Genomic DNA, 24,429 nt, shown 5'->3' with positions numbered 1-24,429 from the left:
TTGCAAGCGGAACTCGACGCGTTCTTTCGTTGAACGCGCGGGCGGGAGAACCCGCCCACCCTACGGTAAACGGAATAGCCGGCAGATCAAGGCACGGCGATCTTGATCACGGCGTTACCGGTGGTGGCGTACAGGTTGCCCTTGCCGTCCGTCGTGATGCCGTTGATAGGCGGCAGGCTGCCCGGTAGTGCGCCGGTCGTCAGCGTTGTCGCTTTCAGCGTGCCGGCAACGGTCGTCACGACACCGGCCGGCGTGATCTTGCGCACCACGTTGTTGATTTCATCTGCCGCGTAGACATTACCTTGCGGGTCGACCGTCATCGCGACCACGCGCTCGAAGCTGGCCGCCGTACCGGTGCCATCGCGCGATCCGGTTGTCCCAGGCGTACCGGCCAGATGGGTCAGGGTTGTCGAGCCGTTGGTCTTGCTGACCGTCTTCTGCAGGTCCGCCACATAAACGTTGTCGTTGCTGTCGACAGCAATGCCGCGCGGATAGAAGGGTTGGGTATTGGTCAGGTTATTCACCACGTTCGAGCCTTCGAGCATGGTCGTCGTGCCGTTGGCGATACGACGCGTACCGTAGCTGTTGGTCACGTATAGGCTACCCTTCGTGTCGACGGCAATACCTCCCGGACGAACCAGGCCCATGCTGCGACCTTGGACGTTCGTGCCGACCGGGATCGTAGTCACAGTGCTCACCTGTCCGCCGGTGCCGATGCTGCGGATACGCAATTCATCGGTGACGAACAGGGTGCCGCTCCTGTCGATCGCGATCGCATACGGATTGGTGAAACGCGCACTGCCACCGACGCCATCGATATATTCTTCCCCGCCGGCGAAACCCGCAAACGTGGTGACGGCGCCGCTTGGGGTGATCTTGCGGATGGTGTCATTGTCGCCGTCGACGACGTACAGGTTCCCGGCACCGTCCATGGCGATGCCGCGCGGTGCATTGAAGCGCGCGGCAGTACCGGTGGCGTCCCTGGCGCCTGACTCGGTGGCGTTGCCTGCGACAATGCTGATGCCCGTGCTGCGCACCGGCGGCGGTTCTTCGCCGTCGCCGTCATCCTTGGGGGGGTGGTCGCCGCAGGCCGCAAGCAGCACGATCAATGCCGACGCGCCCACTACCTTCAGGCGCATCCGCGCAGCCTTCGCCATGTCTTGCTTTTTCATCAGTTCGTCCCGGGGAGTAGATGAGCAAAATGCTAGCACGTGCCGACCGGCCTGCGCCCTAGATTCACCATGAGGCACGCATAAAATGCGCCATCGCTCGGATTGTCCGGCAAGGCCTTACATCCGATCCAGCATCTGCACCGACGCCCGCTCGCTCATCACCAGCACCAGCTTCAGGCGCGCGCGGGTCATGCCGACAAACAGCTTGCGCAGGGTGAGTTCGTCCATCTCTTCGAAGTCGATTTCGGTGAAGATCAGCGCCGGCGCGGACTGGCCTTTGAAACGGTAGAGCGATTCGGCCAGCAGGCCGCCTTCGCGGAATACCGGGTTGCCGAACAGGTCGTATTCTCCGGTGAAGGAGCGCAGGGTGTGGGCGTCGCTCAGTTTGTCGAGCTTGAGGATGGCGGATTTTTCGCGGCCGCGGAAGGAGCAGATGGCGATGTCCTGGCGGCCGAAGCCCGCGGCCAGGCAAGTGGTGACGGCGCGCCGGGTCGCGGCCAGCATGGCCTCGGTATCGCCCTCTAGGTAGGTCATTTCCTCGATGTCGGCGCCCTTGAACGGGCTACCCGCCTCCACCGGCTGGCTGACGGCGCCGATCGAGGTGAGCATCTGCACGATCTGGCGCGGGCTGCGGTAGTTGGTGTTCGAGTGCAGCACCACCCAGCCCGGCAGCGGCACCGTAGCCTTGCCGTACAGGTTCTGGTCCGGGTCCTCCAGCCAGATGGCACGGCCGTTTTCCTTCAGCATGCGCAACACGATGTCGCGCCACATGGTCGAGAAATCCTGGCCTTCGTCGATGATGACGACGTCGTATTGCCAGGTTTCCGGCAGGTCGGCCGCCACCAGCGAGCCTTCGATCTCGGCCCAGACGTCGGGCGAGGCGTAATCGGGCGTCTTGCCCTGGGCGCGCAGCCAGGCGTCGCACAGTTCGTGGAAGTTGGCGACGCGCCCGCCGCTCGGCACCAGGCGCCCGATGTGGTCGGCCAGCGGGCGGTTGAAGCAGACGTAAAGCGGGCGCAGGCCGGCATCTAACGCGGCGGTGTATTCGGCCAGCGCCAGCTGGGTCTTGCCGCTGCCGGCGGTGCCCATCACGCGCAGGCGAAAGGGCGAGAATTCGAGCCGGCGCGCCCAGGTGGCCAGGCCGCCCGACAGGCGCGTGACCATCTGCGTGGCGCAGCCGATCATCGAGCTCGGGTCCGGGCGCAGGCTCAGGGTGTCGCCGAGGTAGCGGGTGACCTTGTCGAAGTCTTCGGAGCGCGCTGTGATGGGCAGGATTTCGCGGATGACCGCGCCCAGCCTGCCCTTGTTGGTGGCGTCGATGATGTGGGTCGGGTCGATGCCGGCCTGCTGCGGGTCGCGCACGATGTAGTCGGGGCAGTACAGCAGGTAGTCGATCGACAGCTGGCCCTGGTAGCGCTTGGAGAAGCCTTCGATGCTGTGCAGGATCTGCTGGCGGATCTTGCGCGGCTTGCCCTGGTAGTTTTTCACCAGGCCGTCCGGGGATTCGTTCAGGAAGCCGGCGATCTGCTCGATGAGCAGGACCCTGCCGTTGGGGGCGACGATGATGAAGTCGATGTCGCCATAGGCCGAAAAGCCGTGCTCGACATTGGTCCAGTGGACGCCGTGGTAGATCTCGTAGGGTGTATCCGACAGCCGCTTGTCGAGGAGGGTGAGCGTTTCGATCTCACGTGCGGCAGAACCGGTGACGGACATTTCGCGCCAGCCGGCAGGATGGATATGGGCCATGGATCGTCCGGAGTTGTCGTTTTATGAACATATTGTAAGGCTGTTCATGTTACGCAACCGCACTATTGGCGCGGGGGCCAGGACAATCCGCCGGTCCGTCCTGGAAAGGACAGGACCGGCGCCTGCTGGATCAGCGGCGGCGTGGTGCCGGGCGCTGGCCACCGCCGGTCGAAGGACCGCGGGTTTCGATGTGGCGGAACACGATACGGCCCTTGTTCAGGTCGTACGGCGACAGCTCGAGCGTGACACGGTCACCCGCCAGGATGCGGATGTGGTTCTTCTTCATGCGGCCCGAGGTATAAGCGATCAGCTTGTGGCCGTTGTCGAGGTCGACGCGGAAACGCATTTCCGGCAGGATTTCGGACACGAGGCCGTTCATTTCAATCAGTTCTTCTTTTGCCATGCTGGTTCTCCTAAAGCGTGCGTTACGGCCCGGGCGGCGCGCGGGTTCGTTGTAGTTCGGTCGCACCGCCAGACATGTCACGAAGGCGGCGATTGGTGCTGGCCTGACCGGGGAGCCAGGGCTGAAAACGGAAGCGCGCATCCTGAAGAAGGAGCGGAGGCTTGGGCGGTGGCGTATCGCAGTGCGGTGGCGCAGTGTGCAGGTACGTTACCGGATTGGTGCCGAGAAGCGCTGCTGCTTCATCGACAGGGAAAGCACAGTATACCAGTAAACATCGTGCGGTGCAGAAAGAGGAGTTGATCGAGGTTGTGGCGTTGGGAGATTTCCGGGTGATTGGAGACAAGTTAACCCGTAGGGTGGGCAGATTCTGCCCACGCGTTCAACGGGCCTTCGCGTATCGAAAAAGGCGTCTGGCCTGCGAGCGTGATTTGAACGCGTGGGCAAGGAACTTGCCCACCTTACGGTGTAGTGGGTAAGCACATGTTGTGGTTTACCGCAGCGCACAAATTTTCGCTTGACACGCCCTTCCCTGCTCTCTTACATTCATTCACATGTCCTGCCCACTGCATCTGTCGATTTCCCTACCTGCCGCCGGCGCGCTAGCGCTGGCCGCCCTGCTACTACGCGCGTAACCACGCCGTAGGTCCCGGCCACAAGCCGGCCAAGCAAGCAGCATGTAGTCCAGGAAAGTCCGACCCGATGTCCAAGATTCCTTCTCCAGCACCATCGTACTCCGCCACCAGCCTGAACCTGGCAGCTGCCGCACGTGCGTTCGTCCGACTGCTGCTAAAGCTACCGACCGGTTGCCGGGCCTAGCGTTTCGCGGCCCGCCCGGCAACCTCCCGCCGCACTTCCGCCCTCATCAGGGCCCAGAGAATACCCGCAAGGAGCAACGATCATGCTGAAGAACCCCGCCGCCAAATACCGTCCCTTCCCTGCCGTCCCGCTGACCGACCGCCAGTGGCCGTCCCGCGCCATCACCCGCCCTCCGGTCTGGATGAGCACGGATTTGCGCGACGGCAACCAGGCGCTGATCGAGCCGATGAGCCCGGAGAAGAAGCTGCGTTTCTTCCAGATGCTGCTGAAAGTCGGCATCAAGGAGATCGAAGTCGGCTTCCCGTCCGCCTCGCAGGCCGATTTCGACTTCGTGCGCATGCTGGTGGAAGACAAGCATATTCCTGATGACGTGACCATCATCGTGCTGACCCAGGCGCGCGATGAGCTGATCCGCCGCACGGTGGACTCGGCGGTGGGCGCCAAGCGCGCCATCGTCCACGTCTACAACTCGGTGGCGCCGGTGTTCCGCCGCGTGGTGTTCGGCATGGAGCGCGACGAGATCGTGCAGATCGCCGTCAAAGGCACCCAGCTGATCAAGGAGTTGGTGGCGCAGCACCCGCAGACCCAGTGGGGCCTGGAATATTCGCCGGAATCCTTCTCGACCACCGAACTCGATTTCTCGAAGCAGATCGTGGATGCCGTCAGCGCCGTCTGGCAGCCGACGCCGCAGAACCCGATGATCGTCAACCTGCCGTCCACCGTGGAAGCGAGCACGCCCAACGTGTATGCCGACCAGATCGAGTGGATGTGCCGCAACCTGGAAGGGCGCGAGTCGCTGGTCATCAGCGTGCACCCGCACAACGACCGCGGCACGGCCGTGGCGGCGGCCGAACTGGCCGTGATGGCGGGCGCCGACCGCGTCGAGGGCTGCCTGTTCGGCAATGGCGAACGTACCGGCAACGTCGACCTGGTGACGCTGGCCATGAACCTGTATACCCAGGGCATCGACCCGGGCCTGGATTTCTCGGACATCGACGCCGTGCGCCAGCTGGTGGAGGAATGCAACCAGCTGCCGGTGCACCCGCGCCACCCGTATGCGGGCGACCTGGTCTTTACCGCATTCTCGGGCTCGCACCAGGACGCGATCAAGAAGGGTTTCGCCAAGCAGGACAAGGACGGGATCTGGGAAGTGCCGTATTTGCCGATCGACCCGGCCGACCTGGGCCGCAGCTACGACGCCGTCATCCGCGTCAACAGCCAGTCCGGCAAGGGCGGCATGGCCTATTTGCTGGCGCAGGAATACGGCCTGGAGCTGCCGCGCCGCCTGCAGATCGAGTTCTCGCGCGCCGTGCAGCGCATGGCCGACGAAACCGGCCGCGAGATCGCCGCGTCGAGCATCCATGCGCTGTTCTCGCAGGAATACCTGGAGCAGGAATCGCCGTTCAATTATGTATCGCACCGCATGACCGAGGACAGCCAGCACGGCGTGCAGATCGACCTGACCGTGGCGCGCAACGGCGTGACGCAGGCCTGCCGCGGTGAGGGGAATGGCCCGATCGACGCCTTCGTGAAGGCGCTGGGCCTGGACATCCGCCTGATGGATTACCACGAGCACGCGATCGGCCGCGGCGCCGATGCGCGCGCCGCCTGCTATGTCGAGCTGCGGGTGGGCAATGGACAAACGCTGTTCGGCGTCGGCATCGACAGCAATATCCTGACGGCCTCGTTCCGCGCGGTGCTGTCGGCGGTGAACCGTCATTTGGGCATGACGGCGGCGGGCGAGGAAGCCATCGCGGCCTGATCTTGGTGCCAAGTTGGCAAGTGATGTAGGCAAGCGGCGTTGTGCCTGAGCCTTGATGCGAAGAAAAGCATTGCCCGAGCGAAAAATTCATTGTCCCGCCCGGGCAACTGATGCACACTTTCGGGCATTGATGCTTTGACGCAGGCCAAGCCTTGTCCTTCCCGTCCCTCTTCGCGATCCTGTTCGCCCGCGCCCACCTGCCCCGCCTCCGCGTCTTCGGGCAGTGGCTGCCGGCGCTCGTCTTTGCGCTGGTGGGGCTGCTGGGGAGCAGCATGGCGCAGGCCACGGTTTATACCTTCAATGGCGCCGCGGTGTATTCGTGCACCCTGGCGAACAAGGTCTATACCTGTCCTACGTCGGCTTACCTGGCCGAATATGACCAGGTCGTCATTGCCGACGGCTATACGGTCAAGGTCAACAATAATGTCGTCACCGGATATAACCATGGCCTGACGATGAGCGGCACGGCCAGGCTGATCGTCACGGGCGACCTGAACATTGCGGCAATGAATCCTGCCAACCTGAAGGTCACAGGAGGCGACTTCGATGTCGGTGCGACCTTCTCGGCGGGCAGCATCGCGATCGCGATGACGGCGAACGTCAAGGCTGCCGTCATTCAGCTCGGCACGGACGATGTCACGATCACCGGTTCCCTCATTTCCACGGGGCTGGTCAACCTCAGCTCCGATTCCAGGGTCAACGGCAACGTGACCGGCACCGTCGTCACGACCGGGGCGAATGTGGTCATTACGGGCAATGTCACTGCAAGCAGCAAGGTCACGCTGGAATCCGGCAGCAAGGTCGGCGGCAACGTCGATACCGGCGACCTGGTGCTGCTGGCCGCATCCGCTGTCATTTCGGGCAACGCCAGCGTCAACAGTGCGAGGCTGGAACAGTGGGGAAAGGTCACCGGCACCATCTACTGCAAGAACGGCACCGCACGAAACAAGTGCGACTGCGTGACGAACAACAGCGGCTACAAGCTCAACACGGAGGACGGTCCGCGCTGCGAGAGCCCGCTTCCCAAAGGCCCACACCATTTCCTGATTACGCACGACGGTTTAGGGGATACCTGCGTGCCGGAGAAGGTCAACGTGCGTGCCTGCGCCAACGCTGCCTGTACGGCGCCGCATTACACGGCAGGCGTGAGCGGCACGCTTGGACCATTCGGTGAAGCATTCACTATTCCGGCGGGTACCGAGAGTACCGATGTCCTGGGCACGCGGATCGCCTCGGGCGCGGCGACGCTGGGCGTGACGAGCGCCGCGCCGGCCGATCTGTTTGCCACCACTTGCCTCAATACCGGCAAGCCCGGTGCGGGCTGCACCATGGAATTCATCGGCGGCGCCAAGCTGCTGCTGAGCGTTCCCGACCACTATGCCGGCGACAAGGTGGCGGTAGGCGTCGCCGCCGTCAAGCAAAGCGACAACCAGAAGGCCTGCGTGCCGGCGTTCAAGGGCGTGCAGCAAACGGTGGCGTACAGCTGCGGTTACAGCAAGCCCAAGAGCGGCACACAGGCACTTTCGTTGAATGGCACCGCGCTGGCATGCCCGTCCGGCACGTTCAACATCCCGACCGATTTCGACGTCAACGGCAAGGCGACGACGGCGCTGACGCTGTCCTATCCCGATGCCGGCGAGATGGCCCTGGCCGCATCGATCACCACAGCCGCCGCGCACGGCAATACCACCTTCAAGACCGCGCCGAAGTCATTCGCGGTCGCTAACGCCAGCGCGGTGCCGATCCGCGCAGGCGCTGGGTTCAAGGTCGAGGTGCGCGCGCTCAATGCTGCGAACGAGGTGACGAAGAATTTTGACACCACCGCCCTGAATAACGCCAGCGCCACCGATCATGCGGTCGCGCTCGCGATGGACTGCCCGAGCATGGCAGGCGCACCTGGCGACTTCAGTGCGCCGGGCGTGCCTTTCGTGGCTGGCGTGGGGAGCTTCACGGCGACATGGACGGAAGTGGGCAAGATCGACCTGAAGGCCACCCTGGCCAGGTTCCTCGGTTCGAACCTGGCCAGCGGCGGCAGCACCCGCACCGACACCGCGAGCTGCCATGCCAACGGCAAGGTCGGCCCCTTCATCCCGGCCTATTTCAAGGTGGCGCAGGTGGACCCGCGCACGTCCTATTACTCGGGCGAGCCGATCGCCCTGGCGGTCACCGCGATGAGCCAGGGCGGCACGGCGACGCAGAATTACACCACCGGACTGGGACTGAGCGAAGCGGCCACGCTGACGGTGAACAAGACAGACGGCACGGCGTTCGCGCCGTCTCCCGGCAGCCTGGGCGATGCGGTCATCGCGGCGACGGCATTCGAGAACGGTGTCGCCAAACCGAAGCCCGTGTACACCTTCGCGGCCCGGGCCACCGCCCCTACCCAAGTCCGCCTGCGCGCCGCCAGCGCCACGGTCACATCGGCCCTCCCCGACACTGCCGAGCAAGCCAAACCCTTCATCCGCAGCGGGCGCCTGCGCCTGGGCAGCCGCTTCGGCAACCTGCGCGGGCCGCTGACGATTCCCGTGATGGCGGAATACTGGACCGGGCGCAGCTGGCTGCTGAACGACGAAGACAGCCATACAGTGATCTCATCCACCTCCTTCGCGTTCACGCTGAACCCGACGGGCATGACGCTGGCGCGGACCTTCACGCCCAGTTCGCTCACGCTGGCGAAAGGTACGGCTTCGTTCGGCCTGCAGCTCACCGCGGGCGGTCCTGGCCGCGCCGATATCGCGGTCAACCTTGGCGCTGCCGGCGAAGACAACTCCTGTATTGCAGTCGGCATGAAGCCGGCGACCACCGGCGCCGCCATCCCCTGGCTGCGTCCCCTGAACACGGCCTGCAGCGCGACCATCGCGACCGACCCGGTAGGCCGCGCCACTTTCGGCATCTTCACGCCGGAACAGCGCCGCATCATCCACGTGCGCGAGGTGTTCAATTGAAGGCGGCCCGCGGCTTTACCATGGTGGAACTGGTGCTGGTGGTCTTGCTGATCGGCGTGATCGCCGCCATCGGCGTGCCCAAGCTGATGGGGAATAACACCATGGCGGCCTCCGCTTTCGGCGACGAAGTCGTGAGCGCGCTGCGCACTGCGCAAAAGTCCGCCGTCGCGCGGCGCCGGCTGGTCTGCGCCAACGTCGGCGCCACTTCCGTCACGCTGACCCAGGCCGTTGCTGCCGGCGCGACCAACTGCACGACACCCGTCAACGGCGAGATCTACGCCACGACCACCCAAGGTGTGACGGCGGTTGGACAAGCCCTGTTCTTCCAGCCGAACGGCTTGATCACCTCGGATGCCGCCGGCGCCACGGTCGCCCGCGGCACGGTCACCATCGAGCTCGATGGCACGGCGCGCCGCGCGATCGTGTTCGAGGGGAGCACCGGTTATGTACAGTAAGCGCATGGCCGGGGTCACCCTGGTCGAGCTGATCATCGCCATCGTCATTGTCGGCGCGGCCCTGGCCGGCCTGGTGGCGGCGTTCACGGCCGCCAACCGCGCCAGCGTCGATCCGGTGATCACGCAGCAGATGCTGGCCATTGGCGAGAGCATGATGGAAGAAGTCCTGCTCAAGCCCTTCGCGGTGGACAACGCGGCGGCGGCGACCCGCGCCGACTTCAACGACGTGCGCGACTACGACATGGTCGACGACGCCAACCCCGGCTTTGCCAGCACCGGCATCACGGACGTCGACGGCGCCGCCATCGAAGGCCTGGAAACGTATAACGTCAGCGTGCAGGTGAACCGCAATGGTGTCGCGCTGAACAACGTGGCGGCGGGCGACGCCCTGCGCGTCACCGTCAGGGTCACCCACGGCGTCCAGCAATTGGCGCTGACCGGCTGGAGGACCGCGCCATGAAGCGCGAGCAGGGTTTCTCGCTGGTCGAGCTGATCGTCGTCATCGTGCTGATCGGCGCCATCGGCGGCATCTTCGCGATGCAGCTGGGGCCGACGATCCGCGGCTATATCGCCGTGGGCAAGCGCGCAGGCCTGACCGACCAGGCCGATACTGCGCTGCGCCGCATCGTTACCGACGTGCGCGCGGCCGTGCCGAATTCCCTCAGGCTGGGGAGCGCGCAATGCCTGGACCTGATGCCGACCATCGGTGGCGGACGGTACCGCACCGGGCCGGATGTCGACGTCGCCGGCGACGCCTTCCTCGACTACGACACCCCCGCCAACCAGTTCGACGTGCTCACCACCTTCCGTACGGTTCCGGTCGCGGGTGACCTGGTCGTGATCGGCAACCAGAACCCGGAGGATGTCCACGACCCCGTCAAAAAAATGGCCGTCGTCGACCGCGTGGAAGCGCCGCCTGCTGCGACGCTGGGCGCGCACCGGATCGTCCTGCAGGCGCCGGTGCAAATCCCGGCGGGCTATGAAGGCGGCCGCTTCGTGGTGGTGCCTGGCGGGCAGCAGGTCGTGAGCTATGTCTGCACGACGAAACCGACCCGTGGCACGAATGGGACGGGGACGGGCACGCTGCACCGGATCGTCAGGGCCCGCAGCCCGGCTCCGGCCTGCGACATTCCGCCCGGCTCGCCGGTCCTGGCAAGCAAGGTCGAACGCTGTGAATTCGTGTTTTCGCCCAACCAGGGCGCGACCCAGCAAAGTGGCTTCGTCCAGCTCAAGCTCACCATCACCGACAGCGGCGAATCGGTCTCGCTGACGCTCGGCGCCCATGTGAGCAACGTGCCATGACCATCCGCTTGCGCCAGTCGGGCTTTGCCTACATCGCGGCGGTGATCCTGTTGATCGTCGTGGCCATCGTCTGCGCTGCGCTGCTGCGCCTGTCGAGCACCTCGCAGGCCACCATCAACCAGAACCTCCTGGGGGCGCGCGCCAGCCTGGCCGCGCGCGCCGGCGTCGAATGGGGCTTCTACCAGCTGCGCAATGGCGGCGCCTGTTTCGGCGAACAAACCCTGGCCGACTTCGCCGCCGACAGCGGTTTCGTGGTGACCGTGAGCTGTACGCGCACCAGCTTCAACGAGGGCGAGTCCAGTCCCGGCGTCGCGATTGCCAAGGCCATCTACAGCATCGACGCGGTGTCCTGCAACGCTGCAACCTGTCCTTCCGGCGATGCCGCTACCGTGTCGCAGCCCGACTATGTCGAACGGCGCCGCATCGCCAGCATCTGCATCGCTGCCAGCAACACCGGTTGCTGACCCTTCACACCCGTCCGAAGGCCTGCCGATACTGCACGGTCGTCATGCCCGTCAGTTCCTTGAACATGCGCCGCATGCCGGCATCGCTGCTGAAACCCAGCTCTGCGCTAATGGTGCTGGCGGGCGCCGAGGTGTGGATCAGGCGCTCGCTCACCTGGTTCAGCTTGATGCGCCGCACCCAGGCGGCGGCCGGCGTTCCGCTGGCCGCCAGCACCTTGCGCGCCAGCGTGCGTTCGGTGGTGTCGAGTTCGCGCGCCAGCCGCTCCACTGTTGCCTCGCCTGCCGGCAGGCGCTCGGCCGCATCGTGCAGGCGCGCCATCAGCCGGTTCGGTTGCGCAACCAGGCTCACCGCCTGGAAAGCCTGGTGGGTGCGTTCGGGACGCGGCAGCACCATCAGCCGGGTCAGGTCGCGGTAAGCCTCGCGGCTGAGGCGCTGTTCGATGAGGGACTGCGCGATCGGCAGGTAGCCGTTCACGCCCGATGCGGTGGCATTGCGCTCGTTGAACACGCCCGTGCGCTCGACCTGCCATTCCACACGCGGGAAGCGTGCGCGCACGGCATCGGCCAGCCACCAGGTGACGGTGGCGCTGTGTCCATCGAGCCGGCGTGCCGCCGCCGCGATGCACACGCCGGTGCAGTAGCTCCAGACCATCACGCGCTTATCCAGCCGTCCGAGCGCGGCGATCAGGCCGGCGTTCTCGTCCAGCGCCGCGGCCACCTGCTCGCCGGACTCGGACCAGAAGCCGGGCACCAGCACCGCATCCACCTCGCCCCTTGCGAGCGTGCCCTGTGCTGGCAGGCGCAGGCCGTGGGCGCAGTCGACCGGGCCTTGGGCCAGCGCCACGTATTGGGTCTCGAACAGGCGCTGTCCCGCGCGGCGGTTGGCGGCGTGAAGCAGGTCGGCAAAAGCGAGCAGCCCGGCCGGCATGCAGCCCGGATAGAGCAGCAGGCCGACGCGCAAAGTCTGGGTAGAAGGCATGGCGGGAAATGGATGGTTTATGTCGTTCCCTGCCATTTAACCAGCCTGCGGTCCGGCAGACAATGGGGGCCTACCTTTTCCGGAGCTCCCATGAAGATCACCCAGCTGCGCAATGCCACCATCATCGTCGAACTCGGCCCCTATCGCATCCTGGTCGACCCGATGCTCGCGCCCATGGGCACCCTGCCGGCCTTGAAACTGGGCGGCGGGCGCGAACGCAATCCGACCGTTGGCCTGCCGCCTGGATGGAGCGCCATGCTCGACACCGTCACGCACTGCCTCGTCACGCACTGCCAGAAGGGCCACTTCGATCACCTCGACCGCGCCGGCAAACGCTGGCTGCGCGAGCGCGATATCCCCGTCATCTGCACGCCGCACGATGCAGGCTACCTGCGCGGGCGCGGGCTGAACGTGCAGCCGCTGGCCTCGAGCGAGCATGCGTCCCAGCCCTTCTTGGGCGGGCGCGTGACGACGGTGCCCTGCCGCCACGGGCGCGGTGCGGTGGCGCTGCTGATGGAGCACGGCGTCGGCTATTTTCTCGAGATGCCGGGCGAGCCTTCGCTCTACCTGTCGGGCGACACCATCCTGACGCCGCGGGTGCTCGACTTCGTCGCGCGCCACCAGCCGGACGTGTGTGTGGTGCCGGCCGGCGGTGCGCGCTTCGACCTGGGGCAGGAGATCATCATGAATGCGCAGGACGTGGTGAGCCTGCTGGGCGTGGCGAAGGGCACAGTGGTGGCGAACCACCTCGAGGCGCTGAGCCACTGCCCGGTGACGCGCAGCGAATTGCTGGCGGCGGCGCAGGAGGCCGGCCTCGGCGAGCGGCTGCGGGTGCCGGATGACGGCGCTACCCTCGCCTTCACTTGTGACGCCAGGGTCAAGATACCGGCCTGATTGTTGAGTACACGGCAATAATCGCCGCGCCAAAAATTTTGGCAAAATGGTTCATCATGTCGTTAACGACACCACGCCCCAAGGACCCGCGCTATGAACCAGGACACCCGACAAGTCGCCATCGTCACCGGCGCCTCGCGCGGCATCGGCGCGGCCATCGCGCAGCGGCTGGCCGAGGACGGTTACCGGATCGTCGTGAACTACGCCGCCAACGCCTCCGAGGCGCACCGCGTCGTCGCCACCCTGCATGCGACCGGGCACACGGCCATCGCCGTGCAAGCCGACGTCTCCAGGCCGGACGAAGTGCGCGCGATGTTCGACACCGCCGAGCGTGAGCTGGGCAAGGTGGACGTGCTGGTGAATAACGCCGGCGTGCTCAAGACCATGGCGCTGGCCGACACCAGCGACGCGCTGTTCGAACAGACCTTCGGCGTCAATGTGCAGGGCACCTTCAATACCCTGCGCGAAGCGGCCACGCGCCTGAACGACGGCGGGCGCATCGTGAATTTTTCCACCACGGTGCTGGCGATGAAGCTGCCGGGCTATGCGGTTTACAGCGCCAGCAAGGCCGCGGTGGAAGCATTGAGCGGGGTGTTCGCCAAGGAGCTGCGCGGCAGGCAGATCCGCGTGAATACCGTGGCGCCGGGGCCGGTGGCCACCGAACTGTTCTTCACGGGGAAGACGCAGGAACAGGTCGACCATTTCGCGAAACTGCCGCCGCTCGAGCGGCTGGGCGAGCCTGGCGATATCGCGCGCATCGTGTCCTTCCTGGTGAGCGAAGAATCCGGCTGGATCAACGGCCAGGTGCTGCGCGCCAACGGCGGCACCGCCTGACATCCTGTATGTCCTGCCGCCTTGCCATCTTCGATTTCGACGGCACCCTGGCCGATTCCTTTCCGTTTTTCGTCAGCGTGTTCAACCAGATCGCCGACCAGCACGGCTTCCGGCGCATCGCGGCCGGCGAAGCGCAAGGCCTGCGCCACCACGACATGCGCGCCATCATGCGCCACGTCGGCATGCCGGCCTGGAAGCTGCCGCTGGCATCAAGCAGCTTCATTGGGCTAATGCGCGAGAACGCGGCGCGGATTCCGCTGTTCGACGGCATCGAGGAGGTGTTGCAGGGGCTCGACCGTGCGGGGGTGCGGCTGGCGATCGTGTCGTCGAATTCGGAGCAGAATGTGCGGTTGATATTGGGGCCGGAATTGGGCGGGCTGTTCGCGCATGTCGAGTGCGGGATGTCGGTGTTCGGGAAGGCGGCGCGATTGCGCAAGGTGCTGCGGCAGGCAGCGGTGGCGCCGGGCCACGCGCTGTATGTGGGCGACCAGGCGCTGGATGCGGAGGCGGCGCGCAAGGCGGGGGTGGGATTTGGGGCGGTGAGCTGGGGGTATGCGCCGATCGAGGCGTTGCGGCGGGCGGGGCTGGATCGCGAGTTTGGTGCGCCGGGCGAGCTGCTGCACATTCTGCGCAGCTGAAGCTGCTTTTCGTAGTCCGTAGGGTGGGCGGCTTCGCCGCCCGCGCGGTGATAGTTAGCGGCAAGCTCGCCGAGCTCGAAATCGTAGCCCTTAACTATCACCGCGTGGGCAAGGAACTTGCCCACCCTACGGGTTTCGACGGATTAGCCTTTTACACACACCACCTGCTTGAGCGTGTGCACCACTTCGACCAGCTCGCGCTGGGCATGCATGACGGCGTCGATGTCCTTGTAGGCCATCGGGATCTCGTCGATCACGCCCTCGTCCTTGCGGCATTCGACGCCCTCGGTGGCGCGCTCGGCATCAAGCCTGGTGAAGCGGCGCTTGGCTTCGGTGCGGCTCATTACGCGCCCGGCCCCGTGGCTGCAGCTGTTGAAGCTCTCCGGGTTGCCCTTGCCGCGCACGATGAAACTCTTGGCGCCCATCGAGCCGGGAATGATGCCCAGCTCGCCCGCGCGGGCCGACACCGCGCCCTTGCGCGTCAGGAGCACGTCCTTGCCGAAGTGGCGCTCCTTCTGCACGTAGTTGTGGTGGCAGTTCACCGCCTCCACATGCGTCTCGAAGGGCTTGGTGATGACGCTGCGCACGGCGCGGATCGCGTTCTCCATCATCACTTCGCGGTTGATGCGCGCGAATTTCTGGGCCCAGCCCACCGCCTCGACGTAATCGTCGTAATGCTGGGTGCCTTCTTCGAGGTAGGCCAGGTCCTGGTCGGGCAGGTTGACCTGGTGGCGCCGCATGTCCTGGCGCGCCAGTTCGATGAAATGGGTGCCGATGGCGTTGCCGACGCCGCGCGAGCCGGAGTGCAGCATGATCCAGACGGCGCCTTCTTCGTCCAGGCAGACCTCGACGAAATGGTTGCCGCTGCCGAGGGTGCCGAGGTGCTTGTAGTTGTTGGTGCCGCGCAGCTTCGGGTATTTGCGGCAGATCTCGTCGAATTCGGCCCTGAGCCTGGCCCAGCCGGCATCGACCACCGGCGGCGGATTGTTCCAGGAACCGACGTCGCGGCTGCCCTTGTGGTTGCGGGTCTTGGGCGACATGCCATTCGTGGCCCGGCCGTGCGGCACCGCCTGTTCGATGGCGCTGCGCAGCTTGGCCAGGTTGTCCGGCAGGTCGTTCGCGCGCAAGGTGGTCTTGGCCGCCATCATGCCGCAGCCGATGTCCACGCCGACCGCGGCCGGGATCACCGCGCCCAGGGTCGGGATCACGCTGCCGATGGTCGAGCCCTTGCCGACATGGACGTCCGGCATCACGGCAACGTGGTGGAACAGGAAGGGCATCTGCGCCAGCTTTTGAAGCTGTTCCTTGGCTTCCGCCTCGACCGGCACGCCTTGCGTCCACATCTTGACCGGCTTGCCGCCCTTGGTGGCGAGCAGTTCGATATCGTCGTTTTTCATGCTGCTTATGATCGCGCAAATCGCCAAAGCGGTGTGTCCAGCTTGAATCCGACTCGATGCTGTTGCAGATCAACAAGATCTCCGGCAGGAGGTCAAGACTGGAGAATATTTCGATTTAGAAAGGACGACCATGCGGGCCTCGGCCAGTGTTCTCACCATCTTCGCCAGTCTTCTCGCGGTTCCGTGTGCGGCGCAGGAAGCAGGCGTAGCGCTAACCGATGCGCCGGCAGCGGGCGCGGCGGAAGCGAGGTTTGTCACCTGGGACAACGACAGCTGGTTCGAGACCGACCGCTATTACACCAACGGCATCCAGTTCAGCTCGCGCACCACGGAAGACGCCCGAGGCGACTTCACGCGGCGCTGGACCGGCGCCGCCTGCCGCTGGCTCGGCTGCGGCGATGCGCGCTTCCTGTTCAGCCAGCACAGCGTCGGACAGCTGATGGTCACACCCAGCGACATCACCATCCCCGTCCCCCAGCCCTTCGACCGGCCGTATGCCGGCCTGCTGTATGTCGAGCGGTCGTGGCTGTTCATCGACCAGGACGAGCAGGCGATCACGACCCTGAGCGCCCAAGCCGGCGTGACGGGCAAGCTGTCGCTGGCCGAACCTGCCCAGAAACTGTTCCATCGCATCTTCGACCGACCGGAGCCGCAGGGCTGGGACCACCAGGTGGGCAATACCCTGGCGGTACTGGTGTCGGCCGAACGGCGCTCGGCCTGGCCCAGCCTGTCCGGCGCGTTGCTGGGCGACATCCGCCTGCACACGGCCGGCCACTGGCGCTTGGCCGTCGGCAACCTCATGAGCTATGCAGCGGGCGGCGTGACTTTCACGCTGGGCAAGAACCTGCCACCCGTGTCGCCGGCGCCGCCAGGCATCGCCAACCGGGCCGCCCCGGTGGACACGGCCTGCCGCTTGCGTTGGATCCAGTGCACGGTGACGCTGGGCGCCGAGGTACGCGGCATGGCCTACAACATGTTCCTGCAGGGCCGGCCATGGCGCGACGATCCGGAAGTACGGCCACGGCGCTGGGTAGGCGACCTCACCGCCGGGCTGCGGATGGATTTTCCCACCACCCGCGGCAGCGATCACGGCCCCTGGTTCGCGCAGTTGCGGGTCACCCGCCGTAGCGGCGAGTTCCGGGCGCCGGTGAACGTCCCGCGCCATACGATTGGTTCGCTGACGCTCGGCGTCGAGTTCTAGCCTGGGCGGGTCAAACCCCGGTGCGCGGTTGCGCCTGCCTCCTGGCGCTTCTATACTCCGTCAGGCGATGCATTCCTGCATCCTTGACCCCGGAACCTCCATGCGCCTTCGAATTTTCTTGCTTGCACCGTTGCTCCTCACCGGCTGCGTGAACGACTCGGCCACCTACCGGATCGACAGCAACGACCACGCGCTCACAGTGCGTGTCGTGCAGGATTATTTCTGGAGCAAGGAAGGGACGGTCAAGCTGACCGCTGCGCGGCTGCCGGACTGCCAGCGCCAGATCAACCTGGGCCAGGTGGCCTTGTCGGGCCTTGAGATCGAACTGTTCGCCAGCGGCCCGAATAGCTATACCCTGCGCTCGGGCGAAGCTACCTGGGCAGTCGACACCGGCGCCTGCGCCGAGCTCGAAGCCCCCGAGGCGAATGCCGTGACCGGCCAGGCGCTGGGCGTGTTCCATCTCGATGCGGACAAGAAGCTGGTGTTCGAGGCGGCTGAAGCGGCGTCGTAAGGGGTTAGCGCGTGCAGCTACCCAGGGCCGGATATGCTGCTGTCTCGTAGGGTGGGCGGGGTAATTTCGGGCAGTGCCCGGAATTACGAAGGCCCGCGCGTTCAACCAGTGTCCGCCGGCCCGTCCGCGAAAATACAAGCGCTAACTATCGCCGCGTGGGCAAGGAACTTGCCCACCCTACGATTTACCAATAGCCCGGCCCTGCCCCGGCTTAAGGACGCAGCCAGCCGCGCCCGATCGGCACCGCCAGCAGGCGCCGATATACCTGTTCCATCATTGGCAGCAGCTGCGCACAGGCGGCGCGCACCGCCGGCGTATAGACCAGCACGGCCATCGACGCCGACATCACCAGCGCGCCAGCCATGTCTTTCGGCCAATGCACGCCGAGACCCCAACTCAACGGCGACCGAGGAGCTTGCGCAGCTGGATGAGCTCGACCTCGCGTCCCGATTTCTCGAGCACGCTCTCGAGCAGGGAGCGGTCGCCTCCGCGCGCCATCGCCCATTGGGTGAAATATTCGTGCACGGTCCGCCACGGCGGGAAACCCGGCGGCATGCTGCGCCATGTGGCGCCCGTATGCAGGAAATAGAGCACCGCGCAGAACACGTCGTAGAGGTCGTGCTTGCGCGGGCGGGTCTTGCGGCGTGCCGCTTCCAGCATGCCGCGCACGGGTTCGAACTCTTCGAGAGAAATATCGCTGGGATAAGCGGGACGTTCCATGACGAGCCCCCAAAATGAATTGGAGGGGGCGGATCCGGAACAGGTTCCAAGACGGTCCCGACTTTCAGCAAGTCGGGACTAAAATCAGAGCGTTTTTAGTCGCGCGCGAGGGCCAGGAACTCGGTCCGAAGGCCGAGGTTCGGCTGCAGTTCGCCCAACATGGCCGAGGTAATGGTTTCTTCGCCGATGGCGCGGATGCCGCGGCTTTCCATGCACAGGTGGCGGCATTTGATGACCACGCCGACCGCCTTCGGTTCCAGTACTTCCATCAGCGCGTTGGCGATCTGGATCGTCAAGCGTTCCTGTACCTGCAGGCGCTTGGAGAAAATGTCCACCAGGCGGGTCAGCTTCGACAGGCCGACGATCTTCCCGCTCGGCAGGTAGCCGACGGTTGCCTTGCCGAAGAAGGGCGCCAGGTGATGCTCGCAATGGCTGTACACCGGGATATTGCGCACCACGATCAGCTCGTTGTATTCCTCGGCGCCATCCTCGAAGGCCTTCAGCACTTCGACCGGATCCTGGTCGTAGCCCGAGGTCCAGTGTTTCCATGCCTTTGCCACGCGGGCCGGGGTCTCGTGCAGGCCCGGACGGTCCGGATTCTCGCCCAGGCTGCTGAGCAGGCGGCGCCAGTCGTGTTCGGTGAAAGCTTCTTTGTCAGACATGGTGAACCCTAGATAAATCGAATTGCCGCAAGTATATAGAAAATGCGCCCGGGGTTCCGGATGCTGCCGGTTTCTTGAGCAAGGTTAATGTACCCCCGCCACGGCCGGCGTAGCGTGGACAGTGGTTCCAGCCTCGGGAGATCACCATGTTGGGCAGCACAGTCCTTGAAGTCGCCATCGGCCTGACGTTTTGCTACGGCACGCTGGCACTGGTTGTCAGTACATTGCAGGAAGCATTGGCGGCGGCCTTCAGCCTGCGCGCCAACATGCTGCTTGCCGCCATCAAGCGCATGCTCGACGACCCGCGCTGCGAAGCGCTGGCGCAGAGCCTGTACGACCATCCGCTGGTCAATCCGCACGGCAGTTCAAATGCACGGCGGCCGTTGTCGGTGCGGCCATCCTACATCGAACCCGCGCATTTCGCGATTGCGCTGCTCGATTCGCTGCGCAGCAGCCCGGCCATCCCGTTGCAGGCGGCCATCGACGCCCTGCCGGACGAGCAGGTGCGGCGCGTGCTGCTGGCGCTGTACCGCCAGTCCGGCGGCGACCTGGCGCGCTTCCAGGACGGCATCGCCGGCTGGTTCAACAGCGCGATGGAACGCCTGTCCGGGGTATACAAGCGGCGCCAGCTGCTGATCTCCTTTTTACTCGCCATGCTGCTGACGATCATGCTCAACATCGACAGCATCCACCTGTTCCAGACCCTGTGGCAAAACCCGGCGCTGGCCGCGCAGATCAAGGCAGCCCCGGCAGGGTTAGATCCCGAAGCGCTGCGCCAGATGTGGGCCCTGCCGATCGGCTGGAGCACCTTCCCGCCCACGCTGAATACCGCGTTCGCCCTGCAGGTGGCCGGCTGGCTGATCACGGCCGGCACCACGCTGTTCGGCGCCCCGTTCTGGTTCGACCTGCTGCAACGCGCCGTGCAACTGCGCAGCACCGGCGCCAAGCCGCAGGCACAGGCCGCGCGCAGCACGCCGGAGAGCGCCGCCGTCCAGCCTTAGCGGTTGGGCGGGCGGTGCGAGTCGACCAGCACGCTCGACACCGACATATGCGGCACCCGTTCGGGCCATTCGTCATCCGGCCCGAACCAGCGCGCTTCGGCAATCTCGGTGGCGTCGACGCGGATCTCGCCATCGAGGTAATCGGCCGTGAAGGCCAGCATCAGCGAATGCGGGAAGGGCCAGGACTGGCTGGCGAAATACTGCAGGTTCTGCACCCGCAGCCCCACCTCTTCGAACACCTCGCGGTGGATTGCTTCTTCCACCGATTCACCCGCCTCCAGGAAGCCGGCCAGCGGCACGAAGCGCTTGGTAGGCGAGGCCAGGTGCATTGCCAGCAGCACGCTGTCGCCCTTGCGGATCAGGACCATCATGGCCGGCGAGATGCGCGGATAGGCCATGTGGCCGCAGGCGCTGCACTTGAAGCAGCGCTCCCCGGCCGCGATCACGGTGCCATTGCCGCAGGCGCCGCAGAAGCGGTGGGTACGCGCCCACTCGGCCACCTGGGCGGCGCGTGCGGCCAGTCCGACCAGCTCCTCGTCCATCTCCGCGAACAGCGAACGCAGGCCGCGCCAGGCAAAGCCCGGCGGCAGGCTTGGCTCGCTGTCGAACCAGCCGGTCTCGCAATAGCGCTCGCCATACAACCCGAGCGGCTGCAGGCGGGTGCGGTCGACGTCCAGGTTATTCAGCACCCCGCCATCGGGCAGCGAGAGGTCGCTTTCGCGCACCAGCAGCCGTCCGCCGTGGAACAGGAAACTAAGGGGCGCGGGATCGGAACGCGGGGAAAAAAGGGGCGTGAAGGAGGCGGGCGTCTGGAGCATGGTCGGTATCCGGGCAGGTCGATGCCCTGATGATACCGCCAATCCCGACGCCGCCTCCGGGCCTGGCTTAAGCCGGTGAGAGGATTACTTGAGCAGCTTGGTGCGGCTGGCCACCAGGGCGATGACCACCGACAGTCCACCGACATAGCCGATGGCTGCCTGCATGCCGACAAAGTGGGCGACGGCGCCGATCACCGGTGGGCCCATCAGGCTGCCGCTGTAGGCCATGCTCGCCACTGCAGCCAGGGCCATCGGGCCCTGGCTGCCTGCGGCACTGAACACGAATGGGAACAGCAGCGACAGGCCAAGGCCGGCGACCGCGAAACCGCCGAGGGCGACATAGGCGTTCGGGGCCACCACGGCGAAGAACAGGCCGGCGGCCGACACCAGCGCGCCGCCCGTCACCAGGCGCTGGGCGCCGAAGCGCACTTTCAGCTTGTCGCCGACCAGGCGCGACAGCAGCATCATGACCGAGAAGGCCGACAGGGCCAGCGGCGCCAGGCCGTCCGATGCGCCGAAATGCTCTTTCAGGAACACGCCGCTCCAGTCGGCGATGCTGCCTTCCGACATCGAGCCCAGGAAACCCAGCAGGCCCAGCAGCGCCAGCGGACCGCGCGGCAGCGAGAACGACTTCTTCTCCACTTTTTCGACGCTGTCCTCCAGCTGAATCATGCTGAAGGCGAACCACAGGACCACGGCCAGGGGACCGGCCAGCATCAGGAAGTGGGTGCCAGGGGCGATCTTCATGCTGGCCATCAGGCTGCCGAGGGTGGCGCCGGCCAGGCCGCCGGCGCAGCCGATCCCGTGCAGCATCGACAGCTCCGACTTGCCGGTCTGCTTTTCACGCCTGGTGGCGGCCGAGTTGATGGCGACGTCGAAGGTGCTGGCCGTAATGCCCAACATCAGCACCGCCAGCATCAGGCGCGGCACGGTTGGCGCCATGCCAATCGCCACCAGCACGCCCAAGAGGGCCATGCCCGAGATGAGCATAGCCTTGCGCGCGCCGAAGCGGCCCATCAGGAAGGACGAGACCGGGTAGGACAGGACGGCGCCGAGGCCGCCGCACAGCAGGACCATCGACAGCGCCGAATGCGACACCTGGACCCGCTCGGCCAGCGCCGGGATGCGGCCGGCCCACGAGCCCATGATCAGGCCGAACAGCGCGAACAGGGTCGGCAGTGCGTATTGCTGGGTTTGTGCGAAGGAAGAAGAACTACGCTGGGCGGAAACAGTAGTGTGCATCGATGGGGACGAATTGTTAAATTTTTGGGTGAGTAGCAACTGCCGGCGGGCCTTGAAATGCAAACGCCAACCGAAAAAGTTGGCGTACGTCAGCTGACAGGTGGCAATTTTACCGAGCGGCAAAATTTTATGTTTGCCGTGCAGAAAAAAATTTGGATTCGTTGTTGTGTGTCGACGCAAAGAAGACAACTTCATTGGCGCAGCACTAAGAATTCTGAAAAGTTCGCAATGAAATTGCGCGAAATGCGCGGAATTGATACGTAGTAGTGCTTAGCTCGCGAATTTCGTGCGGACGTTCCCGGCGAAGCAAGACGCAAAAAAATGGAGGAACAGGCCGCTCACCTTGCTTTTTAGCCAACTTTTTGTACCTGAAACAGATGCAGGAACGTCAGCTCGACGCGTTGATGGTTTGAGCTCGGCGAGGACGTTCGTGAATACTTCAATTGTGAAATATCTTGTCCGGAAACGGTGCGATCCCGTGCCTACTCCATGGCCTGGTCACCCACAGGCGGCACCGGCCGCTCGCCGATCTGCTGGCGCCACATCGCGTAATACAGGCCCTTCTGCGCCACCAGTTCGTCATGCGAGCCGGTTTCGACCACCCGCCCCTTCTCCAGCACGAAGATCGACTCCGCATGCATGATGGTCGAGAGCCGGTGCGCGATCAGGATCGTGATCTGGCTCGCGCGCGCCGAGATCTGGCGCACGGTGTTGGTGATCTGCTCTTCGGTGAGGGAATCGAGCGCCGATGTCGCCTCGTCGAAGATCAGCAGCCGCGGCTCGCGCACCAGGGCGCGGGCAATCGACAGGCGCTGCTTCTCGCCACCCGACAGCTTCATGCCGCGCTCGCCGATGACGGTGTCCAGTCCTTCCGGGGATTTGAGCAGCAGGTTCGCGCACGAGGCCTGTTCCATCGCCAGCACGATCTGCGCATCGGTCGCATCCGGTTTCACGAACAGCAGGTTGTCGCGCAGCGTCCCCGCAAACAGGTTGGTCTCTTGCGTGACAAAGCCGATCTGGCGCCGCGCTTCGTTGTAGCGCAGGTCTTCGGTCGAGATCTCGTTATAGAACACCTTGCCGCGCTCCGGCGTGTACAGCCCGACCAGCAGTTTTACCAGGGTCGACTTGCCCGAGCCGGAAGGACCGACGAAAGCCACGGTCTGGCCCAGGGCCGCGCTGAACGAGATGTCCACCAGCGAATCTTCCTGCGCCCCCTTGTGGCGGAAGCCCACGTCCGCAAAACGGATCTGCTCGAGCGGCCCGATCTCGACGAAATCGTCCGGACGGCGCTCGATCGGCTTGTCCATCAGCGCGCGGAAGTTCAGCAGCGACGCTTCGACCTCGCGGTGCGCCAGGATGATGTTGCCCAGTTCCTGCAAGGGGGCGAAGATCGCCACCGAGATGAATTGCATGGCAATCAGCTCGCCGGTCGTGAGCACGTCGCGGAAGATCAGCCACAGCAGCGCAAACAGGATCGCCAGCTTCAGCAAGCTGAGGGTGCTGCCTTGCAGGAACGACAGCAGGCGGATGCGCTTCACCTTCTGCATCTCGAGCGCGAAGATGCTGTCGGTTTGCGCCTTGAGGCGCCGGATTTCAGTAAACGTCAGGCCCAGGCTCTTGATCAGCTCGATGTTGCGCAGCGACTCGGTGATGAAGCCGGAATTGCGGTTGGTCTCGCGCACGATCGAGCGCTGCTGGGTCTTGATCTCGCGGCTGAGCATGCCGGTCAGGCCGCCCAGCACCAGCACGCCGACCAGGAAGACCGGCACCAGCAGCCAGTGCTTGTTCACCGCATACCAGATCAGGAAGGAGACCCCGACCAGCGAGGCGAATACGGTATTGATGAAGGTATTGATGAAGCGCTCGCTGTCGGCGCGCACCTTCTGCAGCAGCGACAGCGTTTCGCCGCTGCGCAGGTCCTCGAATTCCTGGTATTTCAGGCGCAGTACGTGGCGCAAGCCATCGTTGAAGATCGACACGCCCAGCTTTTGCACCACCAGCCGCGTGACGTATTCCTGCAGCGCCTTGGCCAGGCGCGACAGCAGGGCGACCACGACCGCGATGCCCAGCAGGCTCAGCACGCCGGAGACCAGCTGCTCGTCGGTCTTGCTGCCTGGATTGAGGGCGTATTCGTCGATGATCTTCCCGAAAATGATCGGGTCGACCAGGCTCAGCACCTGTGAGATGCCCGCCAACAGCAGCGCCAGCCCGGCAAGGCGCCAGTGCGGGCGCAGGTAGCTCCAGAGGATATACATGTTGGCATCTTACCAACCCGGCTGCATTGGGCGCGCACGGCCCACTGCCGGAGCTGCCTTAATGCCGATCACTTAGAGCCGCCGGTTTCTCGTAGGGTGTGTAACAGCAAAGTAGAAATGTCCGCTTTTAGCAAAGTTAAAATGTCCGTTTTCCAAAAGTCACACTCGCTTTTGAGCGGATGCTTTCTTCGCTGCCGTGGTGCCCTGCGTGA

At 64.9% G+C, this 24,429-nt stretch carries 23 protein-coding genes and 1 pseudogene; 13 read left to right on the top strand and 11 right to left on the bottom strand.

The window, feature by feature from the left end; translation table 11 throughout:
- Nucleotides 1-86: 86 nt before the first annotated feature.
- The 3 genes from HGB41_RS22250 to infA all read right to left on the bottom strand — a co-directional run bounded on the left by HGB41_RS22250 (nucleotide 87) and on the right by infA (nucleotide 3,321).
- Nucleotides 87-1,172, bottom strand: coding sequence for an NHL repeat-containing protein (locus HGB41_RS22250; protein WP_171088501.1), 1,086 nt, complete (start codon nucleotides 1,170-1,172; stop codon nucleotides 87-89).
- A gap of 117 nt (nucleotides 1,173-1,289) precedes the next feature.
- Nucleotides 1,290-2,918, bottom strand: coding sequence for an ATP-binding domain-containing protein (locus HGB41_RS22245; RefSeq protein WP_171088500.1), 1,629 nt, complete (start codon nucleotides 2,916-2,918; stop codon nucleotides 1,290-1,292).
- 130 nt (nucleotides 2,919-3,048) lie between these two features.
- The gene (infA, locus tag HGB41_RS22240) at nucleotides 3,049-3,321 is read right to left on the bottom strand and encodes a translation initiation factor IF-1 (RefSeq protein WP_171088499.1); all 273 of its coding nucleotides are present in this window, start codon (nucleotides 3,319-3,321) and stop codon (nucleotides 3,049-3,051) included.
- A gap of 898 nt (nucleotides 3,322-4,219) precedes the next feature.
- Between infA and leuA the strand changes: the two genes are divergently transcribed.
- The 6 genes from leuA to HGB41_RS22210 all read left to right on the top strand — a co-directional run bounded on the left by leuA (nucleotide 4,220) and on the right by HGB41_RS22210 (nucleotide 11,065).
- Nucleotides 4,220-5,899 (top strand): 2-isopropylmalate synthase, encoded by a 1,680-nt coding sequence (gene leuA / locus HGB41_RS22235; protein ID WP_212761066.1) that lies wholly within the window; start codon nucleotides 4,220-4,222, stop codon nucleotides 5,897-5,899.
- A gap of 152 nt (nucleotides 5,900-6,051) precedes the next feature.
- Complete coding sequence (locus tag HGB41_RS22230) at nucleotides 6,052-8,844, top strand: DUF6701 domain-containing protein (RefSeq protein ID WP_171088498.1); 2,793 nt, start codon at nucleotides 6,052-6,054, stop codon at nucleotides 8,842-8,844.
- Nucleotides 8,841-9,299, top strand: coding sequence for a prepilin-type N-terminal cleavage/methylation domain-containing protein (locus HGB41_RS22225; RefSeq protein WP_171088497.1), 459 nt, complete (start codon nucleotides 8,841-8,843; stop codon nucleotides 9,297-9,299). Before HGB41_RS22230 ends, HGB41_RS22225 begins: the two co-directional genes overlap by 4 nt.
- Entirely contained in the window at nucleotides 9,289-9,759 is a 471-nt protein-coding gene (locus tag HGB41_RS22220; RefSeq protein WP_171088496.1) for a type IV pilus modification PilV family protein, read from the top strand. Before HGB41_RS22225 ends, HGB41_RS22220 begins: the two co-directional genes overlap by 11 nt.
- Nucleotides 9,756-10,601: a type II secretion system protein gene (locus HGB41_RS22215; RefSeq protein WP_171088495.1), complete on the top strand. Its 846-nt coding sequence runs from the start codon at nucleotides 9,756-9,758 to the stop codon at nucleotides 10,599-10,601. The genes HGB41_RS22220 and HGB41_RS22215 overlap by 4 nt, the downstream gene beginning before the upstream one ends.
- The gene (locus tag HGB41_RS22210) at nucleotides 10,598-11,065 is read left to right on the top strand and encodes an MSHA biogenesis protein MshP (RefSeq protein ID WP_171088494.1); all 468 of its coding nucleotides are present in this window, start codon (nucleotides 10,598-10,600) and stop codon (nucleotides 11,063-11,065) included. Before HGB41_RS22215 ends, HGB41_RS22210 begins: the two co-directional genes overlap by 4 nt.
- A gap of 4 nt (nucleotides 11,066-11,069) precedes the next feature.
- Here HGB41_RS22210 and HGB41_RS22205 read toward each other — a convergent pair whose 3' ends face one another.
- Nucleotides 11,070-12,044 (bottom strand): GlxA family transcriptional regulator, encoded by a 975-nt coding sequence (locus tag HGB41_RS22205; RefSeq protein ID WP_229423177.1) that lies wholly within the window; start codon nucleotides 12,042-12,044, stop codon nucleotides 11,070-11,072.
- A 90-nt stretch (nucleotides 12,045-12,134) separates the two neighbouring features.
- Between HGB41_RS22205 and HGB41_RS22200 the strand changes: the two genes are divergently transcribed.
- The 3 genes from HGB41_RS22200 to HGB41_RS22190 all read left to right on the top strand — a co-directional run bounded on the left by HGB41_RS22200 (nucleotide 12,135) and on the right by HGB41_RS22190 (nucleotide 14,410).
- Nucleotides 12,135-12,938 carry an MBL fold metallo-hydrolase gene (locus HGB41_RS22200; RefSeq protein ID WP_171088492.1) on the top strand — a complete coding sequence of 268 codons (804 nt, stop codon included), beginning with the start codon at nucleotides 12,135-12,137 and terminating at the stop codon, nucleotides 12,936-12,938.
- A gap of 93 nt (nucleotides 12,939-13,031) precedes the next feature.
- Complete coding sequence (locus HGB41_RS22195; protein ID WP_171088491.1) at nucleotides 13,032-13,772, top strand: SDR family oxidoreductase; 741 nt, start codon at nucleotides 13,032-13,034, stop codon at nucleotides 13,770-13,772.
- 8 nt (nucleotides 13,773-13,780) lie between these two features.
- Nucleotides 13,781-14,410 (top strand): HAD hydrolase-like protein, encoded by a 630-nt coding sequence (locus tag HGB41_RS22190; RefSeq protein WP_171088490.1) that lies wholly within the window; start codon nucleotides 13,781-13,783, stop codon nucleotides 14,408-14,410.
- Nucleotides 14,411-14,553: 143 nt separating this feature from the next.
- Here HGB41_RS22190 and HGB41_RS22185 read toward each other — a convergent pair whose 3' ends face one another.
- The gene (locus HGB41_RS22185) at nucleotides 14,554-15,807 is read right to left on the bottom strand and encodes an RtcB family protein (RefSeq protein WP_171088489.1); all 1,254 of its coding nucleotides are present in this window, start codon (nucleotides 15,805-15,807) and stop codon (nucleotides 14,554-14,556) included.
- A 130-nt stretch (nucleotides 15,808-15,937) separates the two neighbouring features.
- On the opposite strand from HGB41_RS22185, the gene HGB41_RS22180 reads away from it, so the two are divergent.
- Both HGB41_RS22180 and HGB41_RS22175 read left to right on the top strand, forming a co-directional pair.
- The gene (locus tag HGB41_RS22180; RefSeq protein WP_171088488.1) at nucleotides 15,938-17,008 is read left to right on the top strand and encodes a lipid A deacylase LpxR family protein; all 1,071 of its coding nucleotides are present in this window, start codon (nucleotides 15,938-15,940) and stop codon (nucleotides 17,006-17,008) included.
- 100 nt (nucleotides 17,009-17,108) lie between these two features.
- Nucleotides 17,109-17,519, top strand: coding sequence for a polysaccharide biosynthesis/export family protein (locus HGB41_RS22175; protein ID WP_229423176.1), 411 nt, complete (start codon nucleotides 17,109-17,111; stop codon nucleotides 17,517-17,519).
- A gap of 211 nt (nucleotides 17,520-17,730) precedes the next feature.
- Here HGB41_RS22175 and HGB41_RS22170 read toward each other — a convergent pair whose 3' ends face one another.
- From HGB41_RS22170 to folE, 3 genes and pseudogenes are all read right to left on the bottom strand, one after another.
- Complete coding sequence (locus HGB41_RS22170) at nucleotides 17,731-17,901, bottom strand: phosphatase PAP2 family protein (RefSeq protein ID WP_212761065.1); 171 nt, start codon at nucleotides 17,899-17,901, stop codon at nucleotides 17,731-17,733.
- Between the two features lie 62 nt (nucleotides 17,902-17,963).
- A pseudogene (locus tag HGB41_RS22165) lies at nucleotides 17,964-18,239 on the bottom strand (transposase); the annotation flags it as partial.
- 95 nt (nucleotides 18,240-18,334) lie between these two features.
- Nucleotides 18,335-18,901 carry a GTP cyclohydrolase I FolE gene (gene folE, locus HGB41_RS22160; RefSeq protein ID WP_171088486.1) on the bottom strand — a complete coding sequence of 189 codons (567 nt, stop codon included), beginning with the start codon at nucleotides 18,899-18,901 and terminating at the stop codon, nucleotides 18,335-18,337.
- Between the two features lie 146 nt (nucleotides 18,902-19,047).
- On the opposite strand from folE, the gene HGB41_RS22155 reads away from it, so the two are divergent.
- On the top strand, nucleotides 19,048-19,902 hold the full coding sequence (locus tag HGB41_RS22155; RefSeq protein ID WP_171088485.1) for a hypothetical protein: 855 nt from the start codon (nucleotides 19,048-19,050) through the stop codon (nucleotides 19,900-19,902).
- Here HGB41_RS22155 and nudC read toward each other — a convergent pair.
- Nucleotides 19,899-20,720 (bottom strand): NAD(+) diphosphatase, encoded by an 822-nt coding sequence (gene nudC / locus HGB41_RS22150; RefSeq protein ID WP_171088484.1) that lies wholly within the window; start codon nucleotides 20,718-20,720, stop codon nucleotides 19,899-19,901. The two genes, HGB41_RS22155 and nudC, sit on opposite strands and share 4 nt — an antisense overlap.
- Before the next feature lie 84 nt (nucleotides 20,721-20,804).
- Complete coding sequence (locus HGB41_RS22145; RefSeq protein WP_171088483.1) at nucleotides 20,805-21,962, bottom strand: MFS transporter; 1,158 nt, start codon at nucleotides 21,960-21,962, stop codon at nucleotides 20,805-20,807.
- Nucleotides 21,963-22,019: 57 nt separating this feature from the next.
- On the opposite strand from HGB41_RS22145, the gene HGB41_RS22140 reads away from it, so the two are divergent.
- Nucleotides 22,020-22,226 (top strand): hypothetical protein, encoded by a 207-nt coding sequence (locus tag HGB41_RS22140; RefSeq protein ID WP_171088482.1) that lies wholly within the window; start codon nucleotides 22,020-22,022, stop codon nucleotides 22,224-22,226.
- A 218-nt stretch (nucleotides 22,227-22,444) separates the two neighbouring features.
- On the opposite strand, the gene HGB41_RS22135 is transcribed toward HGB41_RS22140, so the two are convergent.
- Complete coding sequence (locus tag HGB41_RS22135) at nucleotides 22,445-24,217, bottom strand: ABC transporter ATP-binding protein (RefSeq protein WP_171088481.1); 1,773 nt, start codon at nucleotides 24,215-24,217, stop codon at nucleotides 22,445-22,447.
- Between the last annotated feature and the right edge of the window lie 212 nt (nucleotides 24,218-24,429).

Source organism: Telluria aromaticivorans, from assembly GCF_013003915.1.
GTDB classification, from domain to species: Bacteria; Pseudomonadota; Gammaproteobacteria; order Burkholderiales; family Burkholderiaceae_D; genus Telluria; species Telluria aromaticivorans.
The sequence above is the reverse complement of the archived record's forward strand: the minus strand, read 5'-3'. Positions and strand labels throughout refer to the sequence as shown.